Here is a 17,206-nt window from a genome sequence, read left to right as displayed (position 1 = left end):
CGCATGTATCCGCCGATCGAGCCGTACGCCCACGGGATGCTGGACGTCGGGGACGGGCAGCGCGTGTACTGGGAGACGTGCGGCAATCCGGACGGCCGGCCGGCGCTGGTGGTGCACGGCGGCCCGGGTTCGGGCGCGGGCGCGGGGTGGCGGCGGCTGTTCGACCCGGCCGCGTACCGGATCGTGTTGTTCGACCAGCGTGGCTGTGGGCGCAGCACTCCCCTGGCGTCGGATCCGGCCACGGACCTGTCGGTGAACACCACCGGGCATCTGCTGGCCGACATGGAGGTGCTGCGCGCGCACCTGGGGATCGGCAGGTGGCTGCTGTGCGGCGCGTCGTGGGGGTCGTCGCTGGCGCTGGCGTACGCGCAGCGGCACCCGCAGCGGGTCACCGCGCTGGTGCTGTTCAGCGTGGTCGCCAACACCAGCCGGGAGATCGAGTGGTTGACCCGGGACATGGGCCGGGTGTTCCCGCAGGAGTGGGCGCGGTTCCGTGACGGGGTGCCGGAGGCCGACCGCGACGGTGACCTGTCGGCGGCGTACGCCCGGCTGCTCGACGACCCGGACCCGGCGGTGCGGGAGCGGGCGGCGCGGGACTGGTGCGACTGGGAGGACGTGCACGTGTCCCTCGCGGGCGGGTACGCGCCGGATCCGCGGTTCGCCGATCCGGTGTTCCGGTACGGGTTCGCCCGGCTGGTGACGCACTACTTCGCGAACCGGGGTTTCCAGCCGGACGGGCAGGTGCTGCGCGACGCGGGCCGCCTGGCGGGGATTCCGGGGGTGCTGGTGCAGGGCCGGCTGGATGTCAGCGGCCCGCCGGACATCGCGTGGCTGCTGACCCGGGACTGGCCTGATGCGCGGCTGGAGATCGTGGAGTCCGGCGGGCACGGCGGCGGGCACGGCATCAGCGAGCGGGTGGTCGCCGCCCTGGACGCCTTCGCCGCCGGCCGGTAACCGCCGCGCACGGCCGCTACCGGCCGGCGGAGCCGCCGCGAGCGGGCCGGCCCGTCAGCCGGCGAGCAGGGCGCGGATCGGGGCGGCTTTGGCGGCGGCCTCGGCGACCTCGGCGGCCGGGTCGCTGTCCCAGGTGATGCCGCCGCCGGCCCACAGGTGCAGCAGGTCGCCGTCGGCGGCGGCGGCGGCGGTGCGGATGGTCAGGCCCAGGTCGAGGCGGTCGGGTCCGACCCAGCCGAGCGCGCCCATGCTCGCGCCGCGTCCGACCGGCTCCAGCGCGGCGATCTGCGCCAGCGCGGCGCGTTTGGGCGCGCCGGTGACCGAGCCGCCGGGGCAGACCGCGCGCAGCAGGTCGGCCAGGCCGAGGCCGTCGGCGGGCGCCGCGGACACCGTGGACTCCGCCTGCCACAGGTCACACCAGCGGCGTACGGCGAACAGCTCGTCGACGCGCACCGAGCCGGTGCGGGCGACGCGGGCCAGGTCGTTGCGTTCCAGGTCGACGATCATGACGTGTTCGGCGCGTTCCTTGGCGGAGGCGAGCAGCTCGCGGCGGCCGGCGGGGGTGGCCGGGCGGGTGCCCTTGATGGGGCGGGTGACCAGGCGGCCGTGTTCGACGGCGATGAGGGTTTCCGGGGAGGCGCAGCCGAGCGCCCAGCCGGGGCCGTGCAGGGTGCCGCCGTAGCGGGCGCCGGGCAGCGCGGCGAGGCGGGCCAGCGCCGGCCGGGGGTCGCCGGTGTACGGGGCGGCGGCGTGGCCGACGAGGTTGGTCTGGTAGACGTCGCCGCGGGCGATGGCGGCGCGGACCGCGTCGACGGCGGCGGCGTGCGCGGCCGGGGTCCAGCTGTCGCGCCATGGTCCGAGCCGCCACCCGCCGGCGTGGGCCGGTGGCGGGGTCGGCGTGGGCCGGTCGGTGTGGTGGTAGACGACCACGACCAGGTCGGGCAGCGTCGGCGCGGGGCTCGGCGCGCCGGGCGACACGCCGAGGGTGTACGCGCCGGCGGCGGCGGACAGGTAGAGCGCCGCGCCGCAGACCGCGTCGTCGGGGTCGTGGCGGCCGGGGCGGGTGAGGTCGTCGCGGGTGACGCCGTGCGCGGCGAGGAAGCGTTGTGCCAGGTCAGCGGGGTCGCCGCCGTCGGTGGCGGACCAGTGCAGGCGGGCCGTCTCGACCAGTCGGCGACGGCATCCGGGCGGGGCGCCTGGGGTATCGACCTCCACCTGTGGGAGCGCTTCCACAACGTCTGGCCCGTTACGGGTCATCCGTTCAGCCCATTCTCGGTGAACAAGACGCATCCTTGCTCGTTGCCGCTCAGTTTTCCTTGGTACTGTGCGTCACTGGTCATGTGAACCATGACACAGTGCCCCCACAGTCCGGAGAACCCGATGTGTCAGCACCAGCCCACCTGCCCCTCCGCCGACGCGACCGACCGCGAGGCCGCCCGCGTCCTCGCCTGCTTCCCTGAGCAGGGCTGGAGCCTGCTCTGCAACGGTGTCATCGTCTTCGAGGACACCGGTGAGCTGCTCCCCGACGGACGCACCATCGCCCCGCACCGGGGTCCGGCCCGTCACGCTCTCGTGGCCTGAGCCATCACGCAGCGTCAGTGAGCGTACGCGCCGGTCATGACCGGCCGGCGCGCCGGCCGGGGCGGCGAGAGCCCACCGCCCCGGCGTTCGCCGCTCAGTCCTCGAACGCCTCCGGCGCGGGGCACGAGCAGACCAGGTTCCGGTCGCCGTACGCGCCGTCGACGCGCCGCACCGGAGGCCAGTAGCGGCCCGCCCGGTCCACGCCCGCCGGGTAGGCGCCCACCGACCGCGGGTACGGATGCGGCCACTCGTCGGCCGACACCATCGCCGCGGTGTGCGGCGCGTTGGACAGCGGGTTGTCCCCCGCCGGCCACTCCCCCGAGCCGACCTTGTCGATCTCCGCCCGGATCGCGATCATCGCGTCGCAGAAGCGGTCCAGCTCGGCCAGGTCCTCACTCTCGGTCGGCTCCACCATCAGCGTCCCGGCCACCGGGAACGACATCGTCGGCGCGTGGAAGCCGTAGTCGATCAGCCGCTTCGCCACGTCGTCGACGCTCACGCCGGTGGCCTTGGTCAGCGGACGCAGGTCCAGGATGCACTCGTGCGCGACCAGGCCCTTGTTGCCGGCGTACAGCACCGGGAAGTGGTTACGCAGCCGCGCCGCCACGTAGTTCGCGGCCAGGACGGCCACGCCGGTGGCGCGGGCCAGCCCGTCGGCGCCCATCATCCGCAGGTACGCCCACGGGATCGGCAGGATCCCCGCCGACCCGTGGTTGGCCGCCGAGATCGCCGGCCGCCCGTCGGCGCGGGCGCCGAGGGGGTCGCCGGGCAGGAACGGCGCCAGGTGCGAACGCACCGCCACCGGCCCGACGCCGGGGCCGCCGCCGCCGTGCGGAATGCAGAACGTCTTGTGCAGGTTCAGGTGCGACACGTCCGCGCCGAACCGGCCCGGCTTGGCGAACCCGACCAGCGCGTTGAGGTTCGCGCCGTCGACGTACACCTGACCGCCGGCGTCGTGGACCTTCGCGCACAACTGCGCGATGCCGGTCTCGTACACGCCGTGCGTCGACGGGTACGTCACCATGATCGCGGCGAGCGCGTCCCGGTGCTTGTCGATCTTCGCGTCGAGGTCGACCAGGTCGACGTTGCCGTCGGCGTCGCAGCCGACCACCACGACCCGCATGCCGGCCATCACGGCGGACGCGGCGTTGGTGCCGTGCGCCGACGACGGGATCAGGCACACGTCGCGGTGGGCCTCGCCGCGCTCGCGGTGGTAGCCGCGGATCGCCAGCAGCCCGGCCAGCTCACCCTGCGACCCGGCGTTGGGTTGCACGCTGACCGCGTCGTAGCCGGTGACCTCGGCCAGCCAGCTCTCCAGCTGCGCGATCAGCTCCCGGTACCCGGTGGTCTGCGCGTTCGGCGCGAACGGGTGCAGGTGCGCGAACTCCGGCCAGGTGATCGGTTCCATCTCGGTGGTGGCGTTGAGCTTCATCGTGCACGACCCCAGCGGGATCATGCCGCGGTCCAGCGCGTAGTCGAAGTCGGCCAGGCGGCGCAGGTAGCGCAGCATCGCCGTCTCCGAGTGGTGGCTGTGGAACACCGGGTGGGTGAGGAACTCCGACGTGCGGGCCAGCCCGCCGGGCAGGGCCGCGTCCACCTCGCCGTCGAACCCGTCGACGCCGAACGCCGCCCACACCGCCTGCAGGTGCGCGGGCGTGGTGGTCTCGTCGCAGGAGATGCCGACCCGGTCGGCGTCGACCAGCCGCAGGTTCACGTTGCGCGCCGCGGCGGCGGCCACCACGTCGGCGGCCCGGCCCGGCACGGTCGCGGTGACGGTGTCGAAGAACGCGACGTCCGCGACCTGAACGCCGCCGGCGCGCAGCCCGGCCGCGAGCCGCGCCGCCGCCTCGTGGGTACGCCGGGCGATGGCGCGCAGCCCGTCCGGGCCGTGGTAGACGGCGTACATGCCGGCCATCACGGCGAGGAGCACCTGCGCGGTGCAGATGTTGCTGGTCGCCTTCTCCCGCCGGATGTGCTGCTCGCGGGTCTGCAACGCCAGCCGGTACGCCGGGTTGCCGTCGGCGTCGCGGGACACCCCGACCAGGCGGCCGGGCAGCATCCGCTCCAGCCCGGAGCGCACCGCCAGGTAGCCGGCGTGCGGGCCGCCGAAGCCCATCGGCACACCGAACCGCTGGGTGGTGCCGGCGGCGATGTCGGCGCCGATCTCGCCCGGCGGGCGCAGCAGCGTCAACGCCAGCAGATCCGCGGCGACCGTCACCAGCGCGCCCACGCCGTGCGCCGCGTCGACCAGTGCCCGGTCGTCGCGGACCGCGCCGGACGCGCCCGGGTACTGCAGGTGCAGGCCGAAGAACTCCGCCGGCAGCTCGTCGCGCTCCACGTCGATCACCCGCACGTCGATGCCGAGGGGCTCGGCGCGGCTGGTGATCACCGCGACGGTCTGCGGCAGCGCGTCGGCGTCGACCACGTACACCGGGCTCTTGCTCTTGGACGCGCGGCGCGCGAGGGTCATCGCCTCGGCCGCGGCGGTGCCCTCGTCGAGCATCGAGGCGTTCGCGGTGGCCAGACCGGTCAGGTCGGTGACCATGGTCTGGAAGTTCAGCAGCGCCTCCAGCCGGCCCTGGCTGATCTCCGGCTGGTACGGCGTGTACGCGGTGTACCAGGCGGGGTTCTCCAGCACGTTGCGGCGGATCACCGCCGGGGTGTGCGTGCCGTGGTAACCCAGACCGATCATGGACACGGCGACGGTGTTGCGGGACGCGAGGGCGCGCAGCTCGGCGATCGCCTCCCGCTCACTGGCCGGGGCGGGCAGGTCCAGGGTGCCGTGCCAGCGGATCACCTCGGGGATCGCGGCGTCCATCAGCTCGTCGACGGAGCCGTAACCGACGGCCTCCAGCATCCGGCGCTCGTCGGCCGGGCCGGGGCCGATGTGCCGGTCGGCGAACTGCTCTGCGGTCATGCGCTGCGCTCCTTGGGGGGCGAGGTCGACGGGTCGGCCTCCCCCTGAGTCGCGCTGACGCGCTCCACAGCGCCTGCCCACGTGGTCCTTTTGCCTGAGAGGTTCCGGGGAGAATCTGCCCCTTCGGCGCCGCCGGGATCGGCGGTCTCTCCCACGTGGGTGGTACCGGCACCCCCAACGCTACCAGCGGGCGTGTTTCCGGCTCATGTCCCGGGGTTGTCGATCACACCGGCGCCGGGGCCGCCGCGCACCGGTCCGCCAGCGCGCGCAGGGTGGCGCCCAGCGGCGCGTCCAGGCGCAGCGCCGCGTAGGTGTCGCCGCGGGTGACGCCCTGGTTGACGATCGCCACCGGGATGCCGTGGCGGGCCGCGCGCAGCACGAACCGCCGCCCCGACATCACCGTCAACGACGACCCCAGCACCAGCAGCGCCCGGGCCCCCTCCACCAGGGCGAAACAGTCGGCCACCCGCGGCGCGGGCACCGTCTCGCCGAAGAACACCACGTCCGGTTTCAGCATGCCGGTGCCGCACAGCGCGCAGTCGACCGTGCGGAACCCGGTCACCGCCTCGTCCGGCAGGTCCACGTCGCCGTCGGGGTTGACGTGCGCCACCCGCGCGTCGAAACCCGGGTTCGCCTCCGACAGGCGCCGGTGCAGCTCCTCGCGGCCGGTGGCGTTGCCGCAGTCCAGGCACGTCACCTCGTCGAGGCGGCCGTGCAGTTCGATCACGCCGGTGGCGCCGGCGGCGGTGTGCAGCCCGTCGACGTTCTGGGTGATGATGCCGCCGAGCAGCCCGGCCGCCTGCAGCCGCGCCACCGCCCGGTGCCCCTCGTTCGGGGCGGCCCGCGCGATGGTCTGCCAGCCCAGGTGGCTGCGCGCCCAGTACCGCCGCCGCGCCAGCGGATCCCGGGTGAACTCCTGGTACGTCATCGGGGTGTGCCGGCGGGACGCGCCGCTGGGCCCCCGGTAGTCCGGAATGCCCGACTCGGTGGACAGGCCCGCGCCGCTGAGCACCACCACGTCCCCGGCGGCCACCAGCCGCGCCAACGCCTCGAACGCCTCACTCACCCGTCCATGGTCCCTCGCCGGACCCGCACCTCCCACCCGGACGCCCGGCGGGGCGCGCCCGGCCGGGCTACGTTGATCGCATGCGCGTCGTCATCGCCGGAGGGCACGGAAAGATCGCCAAACTGCTGGAGCGGGAACTGGCCGGACGCGCAGACACCGCGCTCGGGCTCATCCGCAACCCCGACCACGCCGCCGCGCTACGCGCCGCCGGCGCCGAACCGGTCCTCTGCGACCTGGAACACACCGACGTCGACACCCTCGCCGCCCACCTGGCCGGCGCCGACGCCGTCGTGTTCGCCGCCGGCGCCGGACCCGGCAGCGGCGCCGCCCGCAAGGACACCGTCGACCGCGGCGCCGCAGTGCTGCTCGCCGACGCCGCCGCACAAGCCGGCGTACGCCGCTACCTGCTGGTCTCCTCCATGGGCGTGGACGACGCACCCGCCGACGGCACCGACGACGTGTGGGCGGCGTACCTGCGGGCCAAGAAAGCCGCCGAGGACGACATCACCGGCCGGGACCTCGACGTGACGGTGCTGCGGCCCGGCCGGCTCACCGACGACGAACCCGAAGGCCGCATCACGCTGGCCCGGCACGTCACCGGCGGCGCGATCAGCCGCGCCGACGTCGCCCGGGTCCTGCTGGCCCTGCTCTACGCCCCCGGCACCGCCGGGCACACCCTCGAACTGGTCGGCGGCGACACCCCCATCGCCGAAGCGATCACCGCCGTCACCACCTGAGCCGCACCGCCCGGCCCGCCGCACCGCAGGCCGGGCGGCACGGTCACCGCTGATGCCGGGGCAACGCCGGCTGCGGCGCGCCGCCACCAGCCGCCGGCAACTCCCGGGAGATCCGCTCCATCGTGCGCGCCAACTGCTCACTACCGTCGTCGAGATGCCGCGCCGCCGCCTGCATGTGGGAGATCATCATCTCGCCGAAGATCCGCAACGCCTCCCGCGTCGCCACCGAGTCGTCGAAGCTGCCCCCGGCGGCGCTGCGGTACTCCGCCACCGCCCGCTCGGCCTCCTGCTTCGCCTCCTCCGCCGCCGCCCGCATGTAACTCTCGTACTGGGTACGGGCGTACTCGGCCACCCGGCGCGCGTAGTCGTGCGCCTGCGCGATGATCTGCTCGGCCTCCCGCTGCGCCGCCGACAGCAGATTGACCTCCTTCGCCGCCGGCGCCGCCGGCGCCTTCTCCGCGCTCGGGATCACCCCGTGCCGGTGCAGCTCCAGATGGTCGTTGAGGCGCTCGTTCTCCGCCCGCAGGTCCCCCACCTGCGCCGCCAGCAGATCCAGCTCGTCGGCCACCTGCAACCGGAACCGGTCCACGTCCGCCGGGTCGTACCCGCGCCGGGTGAACGCCGCCGACCCGAACTCCCACCGACGCACCCGGTCCGCGGTCAGCCGCACCTGCACCGGACCCGACACGTGCTGCGAGTCATAGCTGCTGATCGGGCTCGCGCTCACCGGATCACCTCTGTTCGCGACTGCGGGGCTCGCAACCCCGGCTCACTCCTCGCGCTCACCGGATCACCTCTGTTCCCTCGGCCACCGTCCGCCAGGACGGGCCGTACCAGTGCTTGCCGAAACCCTCGTGGTGCAGCTGGCCCGGCTGGTAACCCGCCGCGGTCAGCGCCGCCACCGAATCACCGACCATCTCGTCGGACCCGCACACATACACGTGCCTCGACCGCCAGTCCCCGTCGGCCAGCACCCGGTCGGCCAGCCGCACCATCTCCCCCGGCCGCTGCGGATCCGATCCGGCCACGTACGACACCCGCAACCACGGATGCGTCGCCGCCAACTTGTCGATCGCCTCGCTGTCGTAGAACTCCGTACGCGAACGGGCCCCCACATACAGGTCGACCCGCCGCCCGGAACCCTCCGCCGCCACCTGCTCCACCAGCGCCTTCACCGGCGCCCAGCCGGTCCCGGCGGCCAACAGCAGCAGATCCGACGACCCGGCCTGCCACAACGTCAACCGCTCCCCCACCGGCGAAGCCAGATGGATCTGATCACCCGCCGCGCACCCGTACACCAGACGCGACGACACCACGCCACCCGGCGCGGCCCGCACGTGCAACTCCACCGTGCCGTCCGAACGCGGCGCGTTCGCCGGCGAGTAGTACCGCCACGACCGCACCGCCGGATGCGACACCCCGATCGACTGCCCCGGCCTGAACGGCAGCAGATACTGCGGGCGCACCGTCAGCACCGCCACGTCGAACGTGCGCTGCTCGTGCGACAGCACCTCCGCCACCCACCACGGCGGCGACTGCGACTCCGCCGCCTGCGCGCCGTCGGTCATCACCTGCGCCACCAGGCCGTACGCCGCGGTCCAGTCGGCCGCCAGCTCGTCGGTCCACGCCTCACCGCAGAAATGCCGCAACGTCGCCAGCAGCGCCTCACCGACCGCCGGATAGTGCTCCGCGCGCACCGCGAACTTCCGGTGATCCGCGCCCAGGTCCCGCAGGAACCCGACCAGCTGATCCACCTGGTCCACGTGGGACACCACATGCCCCAGGGCCGCCACCAGACGATCCCGCTGCCCGGCCATGTTCGTCGGGAACATCTGCCGGGTCTCCGGATGCGCCAGGAACAGCGTCGAATAGAAGTAGAGCGGCACCTGGTCGCCGTGCGCGGCGACCAGGGACCAGCTCTGCTTCAGCCGTGCCGCGTCCACGCTCAGGCATCCCCCGCCGACACGACCTGATCGCGGACCTGCCCGAGCACGACCTGCACGTCGGCGATCACGTCGGCCGGCACGCCCAGCTCCACCAGCGTCGCCGTCAGGTGCTCACCGACCTTCGCGTAGTGCTCACCCGGAATGTTCAACGGCTGGTGCGCCTCGGCCAGCCCACGGCCGGCGTACTCGTTCGGCCCACCGAGCACCACCGCCAGCATGAGCGCCAGGTGCCGCCGCTGCTCCACCATGTCCACCCCGGTGAAGTAGCCCGCGAGATCCGCATCGGCCAGCACCTTGTCGTAGAACAACTCCACAGCGGCCTTCACCGCCGCCGCGCCGCCGATGCGCTCGTAATGGGAGATCGGGGTGGTCTCGCTCGTCACCGTCATGCTCGGTCCTTCCACCAGGGGTCCGCGGGCAGCGCCGCGTCAGGGGCTCACCGTCCGGCGCGCGAAGTCACACAGCGTTCCACCGTGACGTCGACACGCCGACGATCGGAACGGACGATAGCGCGCCCCCCACCACGCTTCACGCCGCCCCTGTCCCGATCCCGAGAACCGTCAACTACGGACAGTCAACAACAGCCGCGAATACGATGAACACACCGCAGTCAGCCGAGCACCCCCGGTCAACCCACAGCGCGTACCGTCCCTTTCGGACATTGCGCACCGACCAGCCGCGACCTGCGGATACACCGACCGGGCCGCGCCCGACCACCGGACCGGGCCCGCCCGGGCCCCGCACAGCACACCCCGTCACCAAAACACGAATCGCGCCGCACCCTTTTCGGGCGCGGCGCGATCCCGTCAACGAGACGCGACGCAGGTCACCCGGCCCGGCGCCGCGCCCGACGCGCCGCCAGCTCGTCACCCACCGCGTCCGCCTCCGGCTCCACCGCCGGTGCAGCCGGCTCCTGCCCACCCACCGGCTCCGCCGGCAGATGCGACAACGAACCCTGGATCTCCTTGAACGCCCCACCGATCGCGATGCCGAACACGCCCTGGCCGCCCTGCAACAGGTCGACCACCTCCTCCGGCGACCGGCACTCATACACAGTCGTCCCGTCGGAAATCAACGTGATGCCCGCAAGATCATCCACCCCACGCGACCGCAACGCCTCGATCGCCTTCCGAATGTTCTGCAACGACACCCCGGCGTCCAGCAGCCGCTTCACGACCTTCAACACCACCAGGTCGCGGAACGAGTACAACCTCGACGTCCCCGAACCCGAAGCATCACGCACACTCGGCACCACAAGCGCCGTACGCGCCCAATAGTCCAACTGCCGGTAACTGATGCCCACCGCCGAACACGCGGTCACACCCCGGTAGCCGACCTCACCGTCACCGACCGACTCAGGCCCCACACCCGCCTGCTGCTCCGCACCCGGACCAGGATCCCGCGGCTCGTGCATCCGGACCAACCTCCCCGCGTCCGTGGCGGTGCCGCGCCGACTCCCCGTCACGCGCACCCCTCGACACGGCAACCCTATCGCCGCCGCCCGCACTTCACCCGCAGGAGACACCGCGACACGCCGCGCGACCGCCCGGCACCAACGACACACGGCGGCCAGCCATCACCCACAGTGACAACCACCGCCGCGCCGACCCCGGCCACCCGGCCGGGCACACCTCAACCCGCGAAGTCCTCCGGACGCACCTGATCCAGGAACTCCCGGAACTTCTCCACCTCGTCCTCCTGCTCGTCCGGAATCACGATCCCCGCCTCGCCGAGGACCTGCTCCGCACAACGAATCGGAGCGCCGACCCGCAACGCCAACGCGATCGAGTCACTCGGCCGCGCCGACACCCGCACCCCGTCACCCAGCAGCAGATCCGCGTAAAAAACGTTGTCCTTCAACTCGGTGATCTCCACCGCCCGCAACGGCGCCTGCAACGCCGCCAGCACATCCCGCAGAAGATCATGCGTCAACGGCCGGGCCGGCTTGACCCCCTGCTGCTCGTAAGCGATCGCCGTCGCCTCGACCGCGCCGATCCAGATCGGCAGATAGCGGTCCCCCTCGACCTCCCGCAGCAGGACGATCGGCTGGTTGCTCGGCAACTCCACCCGAACTCCGACCACGCTCAGCTCGCGCACCGCCGCCTCCGTGTCGTCGTCACCTTGCACCGCGCCCCTCCCTGCACGGTACACGGACCAGGACACAGGAGTCCCACACGCTACGTGCACCACGCCTCGCCGGAGGGGCTTACCCCGGCAAGCCTACGACACGCTCCCCCGACCAGATCTTTCCGCGCCACCCCACGACGAAGGGCCGGGCGTCCACGACACCCGGCCCTTCGTCGACAACCTCACCGGCCCAACGTCGACCGCAGCCCCACCCGCACCAACGCCGCGTGCAACCGCTGCGACAACGCCACCAGCTCCCGCGCCGTCTCCGCCGCACGAGCCCGCGCCGCCGGATCACTCTGCCGCGCCAACGGCGCCACAAGCTGCGCGAACAAACCAACCTCACGATCCGCCGCCGACCGGTACGCCCGCAGATGCCGAGGCTCCAACCCGTACGCCGCCAGACCCGCCACCGCACTCGCGATGATCAAAGCATCCGCGTCGTACCACCCCGGCGGATCCGACACCAGCACACCGAGCCGCTCCAACTCCGCAAGCGTCGACTCGTCCACGCCGCTACGCGAGATCAGCCCCGCCCGGTCCAGCCGCACCTCCGACGACTCGACCGAATCCACCGGCTCCCGGCCCGGCACCTCACCACCCGGACCCACAGCCACCAGATTCGGCCGCCCCCGCCCCGGCGACGGACCAGAACCGTCCCACTCGGCCAACTGCTCCCGGATCACCCGCAACGGCAGATACTGATCCCGCTGCGCGGTCAACACGAACCGCAGCCGCGCCACATCGTCCCAGCCGTACTTGCGATAACCCGCCGGCGTCCGCTGCGGCTCCACCAGGCCCTCGGCCTCCAGGAACCGCAACTTCGAGATCGTGACGTCCGGAAACTCCGGCCGCAACTGAGCCAGCACCTCGCCGATACTCATCAGCGCAGGCGCCCGCCCAGCCCCGGACGGCGTCGAAGCCGCAGGCTCGTTCACCCCCGGCCGGCCTCACCCTCCGGGCGCGGACCGGCGATGAACACCACCCGGAACTTACCGATCTGCACCTCGTCACCGTTGCTCAACGTCGCCGCCTCGACCCGCTCACGATTCACGTACGTGCCGTTCAGGCTGCCCACATCCCGCACCGTGAACGTCCCACCGTCCCGGTGGAACTCCGCGTGCCGACGCGACACCGTCACGTCGTCCAGGAAGATGTCACTGTCCGGGTGCCGCCCACTCGTCGTCACGTCGTGGTCCAACAGGAACCGGGCGCCCGCGTTCGGACCCCGGCGAACCACCAGCAACGCCATACCCGGCGGCAAAGAACCGGACATCCGGCTCGGCACCACATCGGTGTCCGGCCCCTCCAGCACTTCGTCGAGCGAACCGAGATTGAGCGTCGAAGTGACGTCGAGCGGGGGGAACTCGTCGTCTGGGCGCGTCATGGGACCACCTCACGGATCTGTTCGGTCGGCGTCAGGAAATGGCGGGTCTGGCCGCCGGGCAACACCACACCCGGCGGCTGGCTCCCCGTGCCCGGGAAGGCGCATTCCGCAACGCTCAAACTATTGGTTCTCGGTCGACTGGGCGAGCCTAGCCAGCGCCGAAATGCAGGGCAACCGGACGCGCGGAACCACGCCGCCGCCCGGAACAGCACGAACTCAGCTCTCGGTGAGCTCGCGGTACGCATCAGCGGTCAACAACCCCTCGACCGCCGCCGGATCATCCGGAGTGATCTCCACCAACCACCCCGCACCGTACGGATCCGTGTTGATCACCTCAGGGGTGTCGGCAAGCGCCTCGTTGCGCGCCGCCACCGTGCCGCTCAACGGCGCGTAGATCTCCGACACGCTCTTCGTCGACTCGATCTCGCCCAGCGACTCGCCCGCCGCCACCACCGAACCGGAATCCGGCAGCTGCACGAACACGATGTCACCCAGAGCGTCCTGCGCGAAGTGCGTGATACCGACGCGGACGACACCACCGTCACCACCGACCACCCACTCGTGCTCGGCGGTGTACCGCAGATCCTCAGGAATCACCAACTGCGTCCTTCGTCATCGGTGCACCGGAAAAACCGGCGCGGCCGCGCCCGGTCAGGAAACCGGCCGCGCGTGGTCCAGCTTGATCGGCGCGTGCAGCTGCGAAACCTCCACAACCTCACGATCCTCGGAGGTCACGTTACCGCCGCCGTCCCGCACCGATGCGACCACCCCGCCAGGAATGTTCAACGCCGTACGCATCGTCGCCGGATCCCCGATCACCATGATCGTAAACGGACCCGTCAACCGCCGCCCGTCCACCACCAGAACACCATCGGCCCCGTCCACGAAATACGTCGACGCGATGATCCGCACCGCCGAACCATCAGCGCCCTGGATCTGCATCGCCTCCGCGCCCGCACCCCGCAGCTCCTGCACCGCGTCCAGGATCCGCGTCGACGACACCGCCTTCGCCGGCCCCGAGAACCGCACCTCCAGCCCCGGACCCACCGCCGGCAACGTACCCGCCAGGATGCCCAGCTCGTCCGCCCGCCGCGTCGCCTCCTCCAGCGCCGCCTGCCGGCCCTGCTCACCCGAGCGCAACTGCCGCTGACTCTCCTCCAGGGCGTCGATGTCCTGACGCAGCCGCCGCTCCCGCGAATCCAGATCCGACGAGATCCGCACCAGATCCTCCTCCCGCGTCGCCGCGAGCGTCGGATCCGTCGACGTCGTCTTCAACTGCACCACGAGCGTGAAACCCAGCAACGCCAGCAGCACCGCGATCATCAGACCCGCCGAGGAGAACCGCCGCGACCGCGACGGCCGCGCCACCGCACCCGGCTCCGGCTCCGGCTCGGACTCCGGCACCGCCTCCCGCTCCGCCGGCTCCGACGACTCATCCGGCGCCGGCTCCACCGGCGCCAACGGGCTCAACTCGTCCGGATCGGGCGCGTCCGGGCGCGGATCCGGCTCACCCGCCGGACCCGACGGCCGCTCCGGCTCCACCGGACGCGGCCACCCCGTCCCCGTCTCCCTGTGTTCCTCACTCATCGCCACAAACCTACGCCCGGAACAGGTGCCGACGGATCGCCGCCACATTTCCGAAGATGCGCACCCCGAGCACGACCACCACACCCGTGGACAACTGACCACCCACGCCCAACTGGTCACCCAGGTACACGATCAGCCCCGCCACCAGCACGTTCGAGATGAACGACACCACGAACTGCTTGTCGTCGAAGATCCGGTCCAGCTTCGCCCGCACCCCACCGAACACCGCGTCCAACGCGGCCACCACCGCGATCGGCAGATACGGCTGCAACGCCGCCGGCACCGTGGGGTCCAGATACACCCCGAGCACCACACCGGCGAGCAACGCCAGCACCGCGATCATCGGCCACCTCCCGAGGGGCTGGAAGAACCACCCGGGCCGGACGACCCGGGACTCGACGAACCGGCAGCCCCCGAACCCGACGGACGCGGACTCGGACTGACCGAAGGCTCGGCGTAGCGTAGCCGCGGCTGCGGCGCCGCCGGCAAGGTGAGGTCGTCGACCCGCTTCACCCCGAACGACAGCCCCGTCGTCCGCGCCACCTCACGCATGAGCGCCGCCGCCCGGCTCTCGTTGAACCGGTCCCGCATCGACCGCGGCCCGATCGCCTGCACCTCGTACGGACCCGTCACCGGCCGGTAGTCCACCAGGATCGCCTCGCCCGCCGACCGGATCGTCGACGTCGCGGTCAACCGCTGGCCGTTCACCGCCACCGCCTCGGCGCCCGCCGCCCACAACGCATTGGCCACCTTCTGCAGATCCGAGTACAGCACCCGGGACGGGCCCGCGTCCCCGCTGGTCACGCCGTCCTGGTCCGCCGTCGCGTCGGCCAGCCGCACCACCACGCCGTCACCGCGCACCCGAGCCAGACCGGTGCCCGCCTCCAGCGTGCGCAACCGGGACGCCTGCGAACCGCTCAGCGCCGCGTCCCGCTGCCGGCCGACCTCCTCGCGCAACTGCTCGGCCCGCTCGGTCAACCGGTCGGTCGCCGCCTCACGCCCCTTGATCTCGGCGATCAGCCCCGCCCGCGCCGTCGCCCGGCTCGGCTCCTCCGCCATCGTCTCCCGGTACGCCACCGCGAACAGGAACCCGATCACCGCCAGGACGAGCAGGCTCACCGGGCGGCCCAGCACCTGCCGCACCCGCGACATGCCACCCGCCGCCCGGCGCGCCGCAGCGTCCCCGTACCCCGGGTCCAGCGGATTGCGGAACAGCTCGGTCAGGAAGTCCGGCGCGTACACCCGGCTCGACGGGTCGCGCTCCTTCTCCGCGTCGCCGGACGCCGGCCCGGTCACACCGCCACCTCCGCCGCGCGCCGCGCCCGCATCTGCCGTACGAGACGGCTCGCCTGCACCACGTACATCGCGCCGGCCACCCAGTAGAGGACCAGACCCCACCAGCCCAGGCCCCAGCCGATCGCGGCGGCCGCGGTGCCGATGTCCGGCACGGCGTCGGCCAGCAGCAGGATCGGGAACGCCGCCAGCAGCAGGAAGGTGGCGGTCTTGCCCACGTAGTGCACCGGCGGCGGGCCGTAGCCGTAGCGGCGCAGCACCCCGAGAGAGAGCAGCAGCAGCAACTCGCGGGCCAGCAGCGCCCCGGTGAACTGCCAGGGCACCACCTCCCGCGCGGTGAAGGCCAGCAGCGTGGCCAGGATGTAGAGCCGGTCGGCCAGCGGGTCGAGCAGCTCGCCGAGCCGGCTCACCTGCCCCAGCCGGCGGGCGATCCAGCCGTCCACCCAGTCGCTGGTGCCGCCCACGGCGAGCACCACGATGGCCGCGACGTCGGCGCGGACCACGAGGAACAGGTAGAGGAAGATCGGCACGCCGACGAGCCGGACGAAGCTGATCAGGTTGGGCAGCGTGAGGACGCGGTCTCCCACGACCGTGGCGTCCCCGGAATCCGGGTGCTCCGCTGGAGCCGGCCGACGCGACACCGAACCCTCCCTTCGCAGCACGGTCCGGCAGCCGGACGAGCGGCCGCTGGAGGGACGTGCGCGTTGCCGGCCGGTCAGACGCCGGCGCCCTCTGTGATCCCGGGCTGGGACCTCCCCCGACGCGGCCGGTGATCACCGGCCGCTCAGTTGCGCTGCCACTATATCGGGCTCCCGCGCTCCGGCCGGTGGCCGCGCTGCGTCGTTGCTCAGTGTTGTGAGGGTGGGGACCGTCACAACCGCTATGGCATCCTAGGACACTAGCTGACCATCACGGCCGTTGGTCACGATCAGCGCCGGGGTGGGACTCAGGCGGTGCGGGCGGTGGAGTCGGAGCCCGCCTGCGGCGCGACCGCCGCGGCGGCCTGACTGAACGCCACGAGCGCCAGCAGCAGCTCGTGCTGCGCACGGTTGGGCATCCGGTCGAGCACCGCCTGGACCGCACGGTGCCGGCGCTGCTGCAGGTCGCGCAGCAGCGTGTCCGCCGCCGCGGTCGGGATCAGCCGCACCTCTCGCCTGTCACGCGGGTCGGCCACCCGGCGCAGCAGGCCGACGGCCTCCAGGCGGTCACAGAGCCGGCTCGCCGACGACGGGACCACGTCCAGCAGCTCGGCCAGCCGGTTCACGTTGGTGTCGGGATGGGACACGATCAGCGACAGCACCCGCAGCTGGGTCGGCGAGACGCTGACGGTGTGCCGTGAGGTCGCGGAGTCGAGCACACCGATGAGCGCCTCGGCAGCCGACTCGATGGCCGCGGCAAGATTCGGAGGTCGCTCCACCCGCTGTCCCCTGCGATCGTCCCGCTCGTGTTCGCTCCGCCGCCCCGATCACTGCCCCGTGACGTCGTCGGACCGGCCGGAACCGCGCCAGTCCAGGCAGACGACGACCGCGTCGTCACGGAGATCCGCGTCGGCGTGGTACGCATGCAGTTCGCGCATCACCGTACCAACTGCCTCGGTCGCCGGCTGCAGCC

The 17,206-nt window shown here is 72.4% G+C and carries 19 protein-coding genes, 1 pseudogene and 1 riboswitch; of the genes and pseudogenes, 3 read left to right on the top strand and 17 right to left on the bottom strand.

Going from position 1 to position 17,206, the window contains the following annotated elements; translation table 11 throughout:
* Positions 1 to 3: 3 nt before the first annotated feature.
* Entirely contained in the window at positions 4 to 954 is a 951-nt protein-coding gene (gene pip / locus KBX39_RS01275) for a prolyl aminopeptidase (protein ID WP_210868784.1), read from the top strand.
* Positions 955 to 1,008: 54 nt separating this feature from the next.
* Here pip and KBX39_RS01270 read toward each other — a convergent pair whose 3' ends face one another.
* Positions 1,009 to 2,211 (bottom strand): chorismate-binding protein, encoded by a 1,203-nt coding sequence (locus tag KBX39_RS01270; protein WP_210868783.1) that lies wholly within the window; start codon positions 2,209 to 2,211, stop codon positions 1,009 to 1,011.
* 123 nt (positions 2,212 to 2,334) lie between these two features.
* Here KBX39_RS01270 and KBX39_RS01265 point away from each other — a divergent pair, with 123 nt between their 5' ends.
* Positions 2,335 to 2,535: a DUF5999 family protein gene (locus KBX39_RS01265; RefSeq protein ID WP_013286363.1), complete on the top strand. Its 201-nt coding sequence runs from the start codon at positions 2,335 to 2,337 to the stop codon at positions 2,533 to 2,535.
* Positions 2,536 to 2,629: 94 nt separating this feature from the next.
* On the opposite strand, the gene gcvP is transcribed toward KBX39_RS01265, so the two are convergent.
* Together gcvP and KBX39_RS01255 are read right to left on the bottom strand one after the other, a co-directional pair.
* A complete protein-coding gene (gene gcvP, locus KBX39_RS01260) occupies positions 2,630 to 5,452 on the bottom strand; it encodes an aminomethyl-transferring glycine dehydrogenase (RefSeq protein WP_210868782.1) in 2,823 nt (940 codons plus the stop codon).
* A gap of 72 nt (positions 5,453 to 5,524) precedes the next feature.
* A riboswitch (glycine riboswitch) is annotated at positions 5,525 to 5,616 on the bottom strand.
* 59 nt (positions 5,617 to 5,675) lie between these two features.
* Complete coding sequence (locus KBX39_RS01255) at positions 5,676 to 6,518, bottom strand: NAD-dependent protein deacetylase (RefSeq protein ID WP_210868781.1); 843 nt, start codon at positions 6,516 to 6,518, stop codon at positions 5,676 to 5,678.
* Between the two features lie 80 nt (positions 6,519 to 6,598).
* On the opposite strand from KBX39_RS01255, the gene KBX39_RS01250 reads away from it, so the two are divergent.
* Entirely contained in the window at positions 6,599 to 7,255 is a 657-nt protein-coding gene (locus tag KBX39_RS01250) for an NAD(P)H-binding protein (protein ID WP_069089634.1), read from the top strand.
* 43 nt (positions 7,256 to 7,298) lie between these two features.
* On the opposite strand, the gene KBX39_RS33725 is transcribed toward KBX39_RS01250, so the two are convergent.
* The 14 genes and pseudogenes from KBX39_RS33725 to KBX39_RS33070 form a co-directional block, all read right to left on the bottom strand.
* Positions 7,299 to 7,982, bottom strand: coding sequence for a DivIVA domain-containing protein (locus KBX39_RS33725; RefSeq protein ID WP_064445943.1), 684 nt, complete (start codon positions 7,980 to 7,982; stop codon positions 7,299 to 7,301).
* A 55-nt stretch (positions 7,983 to 8,037) separates the two neighbouring features.
* A complete protein-coding gene (locus tag KBX39_RS01240; protein WP_064445942.1) occupies positions 8,038 to 9,198 on the bottom strand; it encodes a globin domain-containing protein in 1,161 nt (386 codons plus the stop codon).
* A 2-nt stretch (positions 9,199 to 9,200) separates the two neighbouring features.
* Positions 9,201 to 9,590, bottom strand: a complete 390-nt coding sequence (locus KBX39_RS01235) for a group 1 truncated hemoglobin (RefSeq protein WP_069089632.1) — start codon at positions 9,588 to 9,590, stop codon at positions 9,201 to 9,203.
* A 437-nt stretch (positions 9,591 to 10,027) separates the two neighbouring features.
* Complete coding sequence (locus KBX39_RS01230) at positions 10,028 to 10,615, bottom strand: MerR family transcriptional regulator (protein ID WP_064446489.1); 588 nt, start codon at positions 10,613 to 10,615, stop codon at positions 10,028 to 10,030.
* A 218-nt stretch (positions 10,616 to 10,833) separates the two neighbouring features.
* On the bottom strand, positions 10,834 to 11,298 hold the full coding sequence (locus KBX39_RS01225; protein ID WP_043330120.1) for a bifunctional nuclease family protein: 465 nt from the start codon (positions 11,296 to 11,298) through the stop codon (positions 10,834 to 10,836).
* 212 nt (positions 11,299 to 11,510) lie between these two features.
* Positions 11,511 to 12,212: a MerR family transcriptional regulator gene (locus KBX39_RS01220; RefSeq protein ID WP_176722889.1), complete on the bottom strand. Its 702-nt coding sequence runs from the start codon at positions 12,210 to 12,212 to the stop codon at positions 11,511 to 11,513.
* Positions 12,213 to 12,262: 50 nt separating this feature from the next.
* A complete protein-coding gene (locus tag KBX39_RS01215) occupies positions 12,263 to 12,715 on the bottom strand; it encodes an FHA domain-containing protein (RefSeq protein WP_030503922.1) in 453 nt (150 codons plus the stop codon).
* A gap of 216 nt (positions 12,716 to 12,931) precedes the next feature.
* Positions 12,932 to 13,312 (bottom strand): glycine cleavage system protein GcvH, encoded by a 381-nt coding sequence (gene gcvH, locus KBX39_RS01210; protein WP_043330119.1) that lies wholly within the window; start codon positions 13,310 to 13,312, stop codon positions 12,932 to 12,934.
* Positions 13,313 to 13,366: 54 nt separating this feature from the next.
* Positions 13,367 to 14,302 carry a DUF881 domain-containing protein gene (locus tag KBX39_RS01205; protein ID WP_210868794.1) on the bottom strand — a complete coding sequence of 312 codons (936 nt, stop codon included), beginning with the start codon at positions 14,300 to 14,302 and terminating at the stop codon, positions 13,367 to 13,369.
* 10 nt (positions 14,303 to 14,312) lie between these two features.
* A complete protein-coding gene (locus KBX39_RS01200) occupies positions 14,313 to 14,645 on the bottom strand; it encodes a small basic family protein (RefSeq protein WP_007071104.1) in 333 nt (110 codons plus the stop codon).
* Positions 14,642 to 15,598, bottom strand: coding sequence for a DUF881 domain-containing protein (locus KBX39_RS01195; protein WP_043323986.1), 957 nt, complete (start codon positions 15,596 to 15,598; stop codon positions 14,642 to 14,644). Before KBX39_RS01195 ends, KBX39_RS01200 begins: the two co-directional genes overlap by 4 nt.
* Positions 15,595 to 16,182, bottom strand: coding sequence for a CDP-alcohol phosphatidyltransferase family protein (locus KBX39_RS01190; protein ID WP_210868780.1), 588 nt, complete (start codon positions 16,180 to 16,182; stop codon positions 15,595 to 15,597). Before KBX39_RS01190 ends, KBX39_RS01195 begins: the two co-directional genes overlap by 4 nt.
* A 359-nt stretch (positions 16,183 to 16,541) precedes the next feature.
* Positions 16,542 to 17,012 (bottom strand): MarR family transcriptional regulator, encoded by a 471-nt coding sequence (locus tag KBX39_RS01185; RefSeq protein ID WP_043323983.1) that lies wholly within the window; start codon positions 17,010 to 17,012, stop codon positions 16,542 to 16,544.
* 48 nt (positions 17,013 to 17,060) lie between these two features.
* A pseudogene (locus KBX39_RS33070) lies at positions 17,061 to 17,206 on the bottom strand (protein phosphatase); the annotation flags it as partial.

The sequence above is a fragment of the Micromonospora sp. D75 genome (genome assembly GCF_018070405.1).
In the GTDB taxonomy this organism is placed as follows: domain Bacteria; phylum Actinomycetota; class Actinomycetes; order Mycobacteriales; family Micromonosporaceae; genus Micromonospora; species Micromonospora chalcea.
This window is presented reverse-complemented; position numbering and strand designations above follow the sequence as displayed.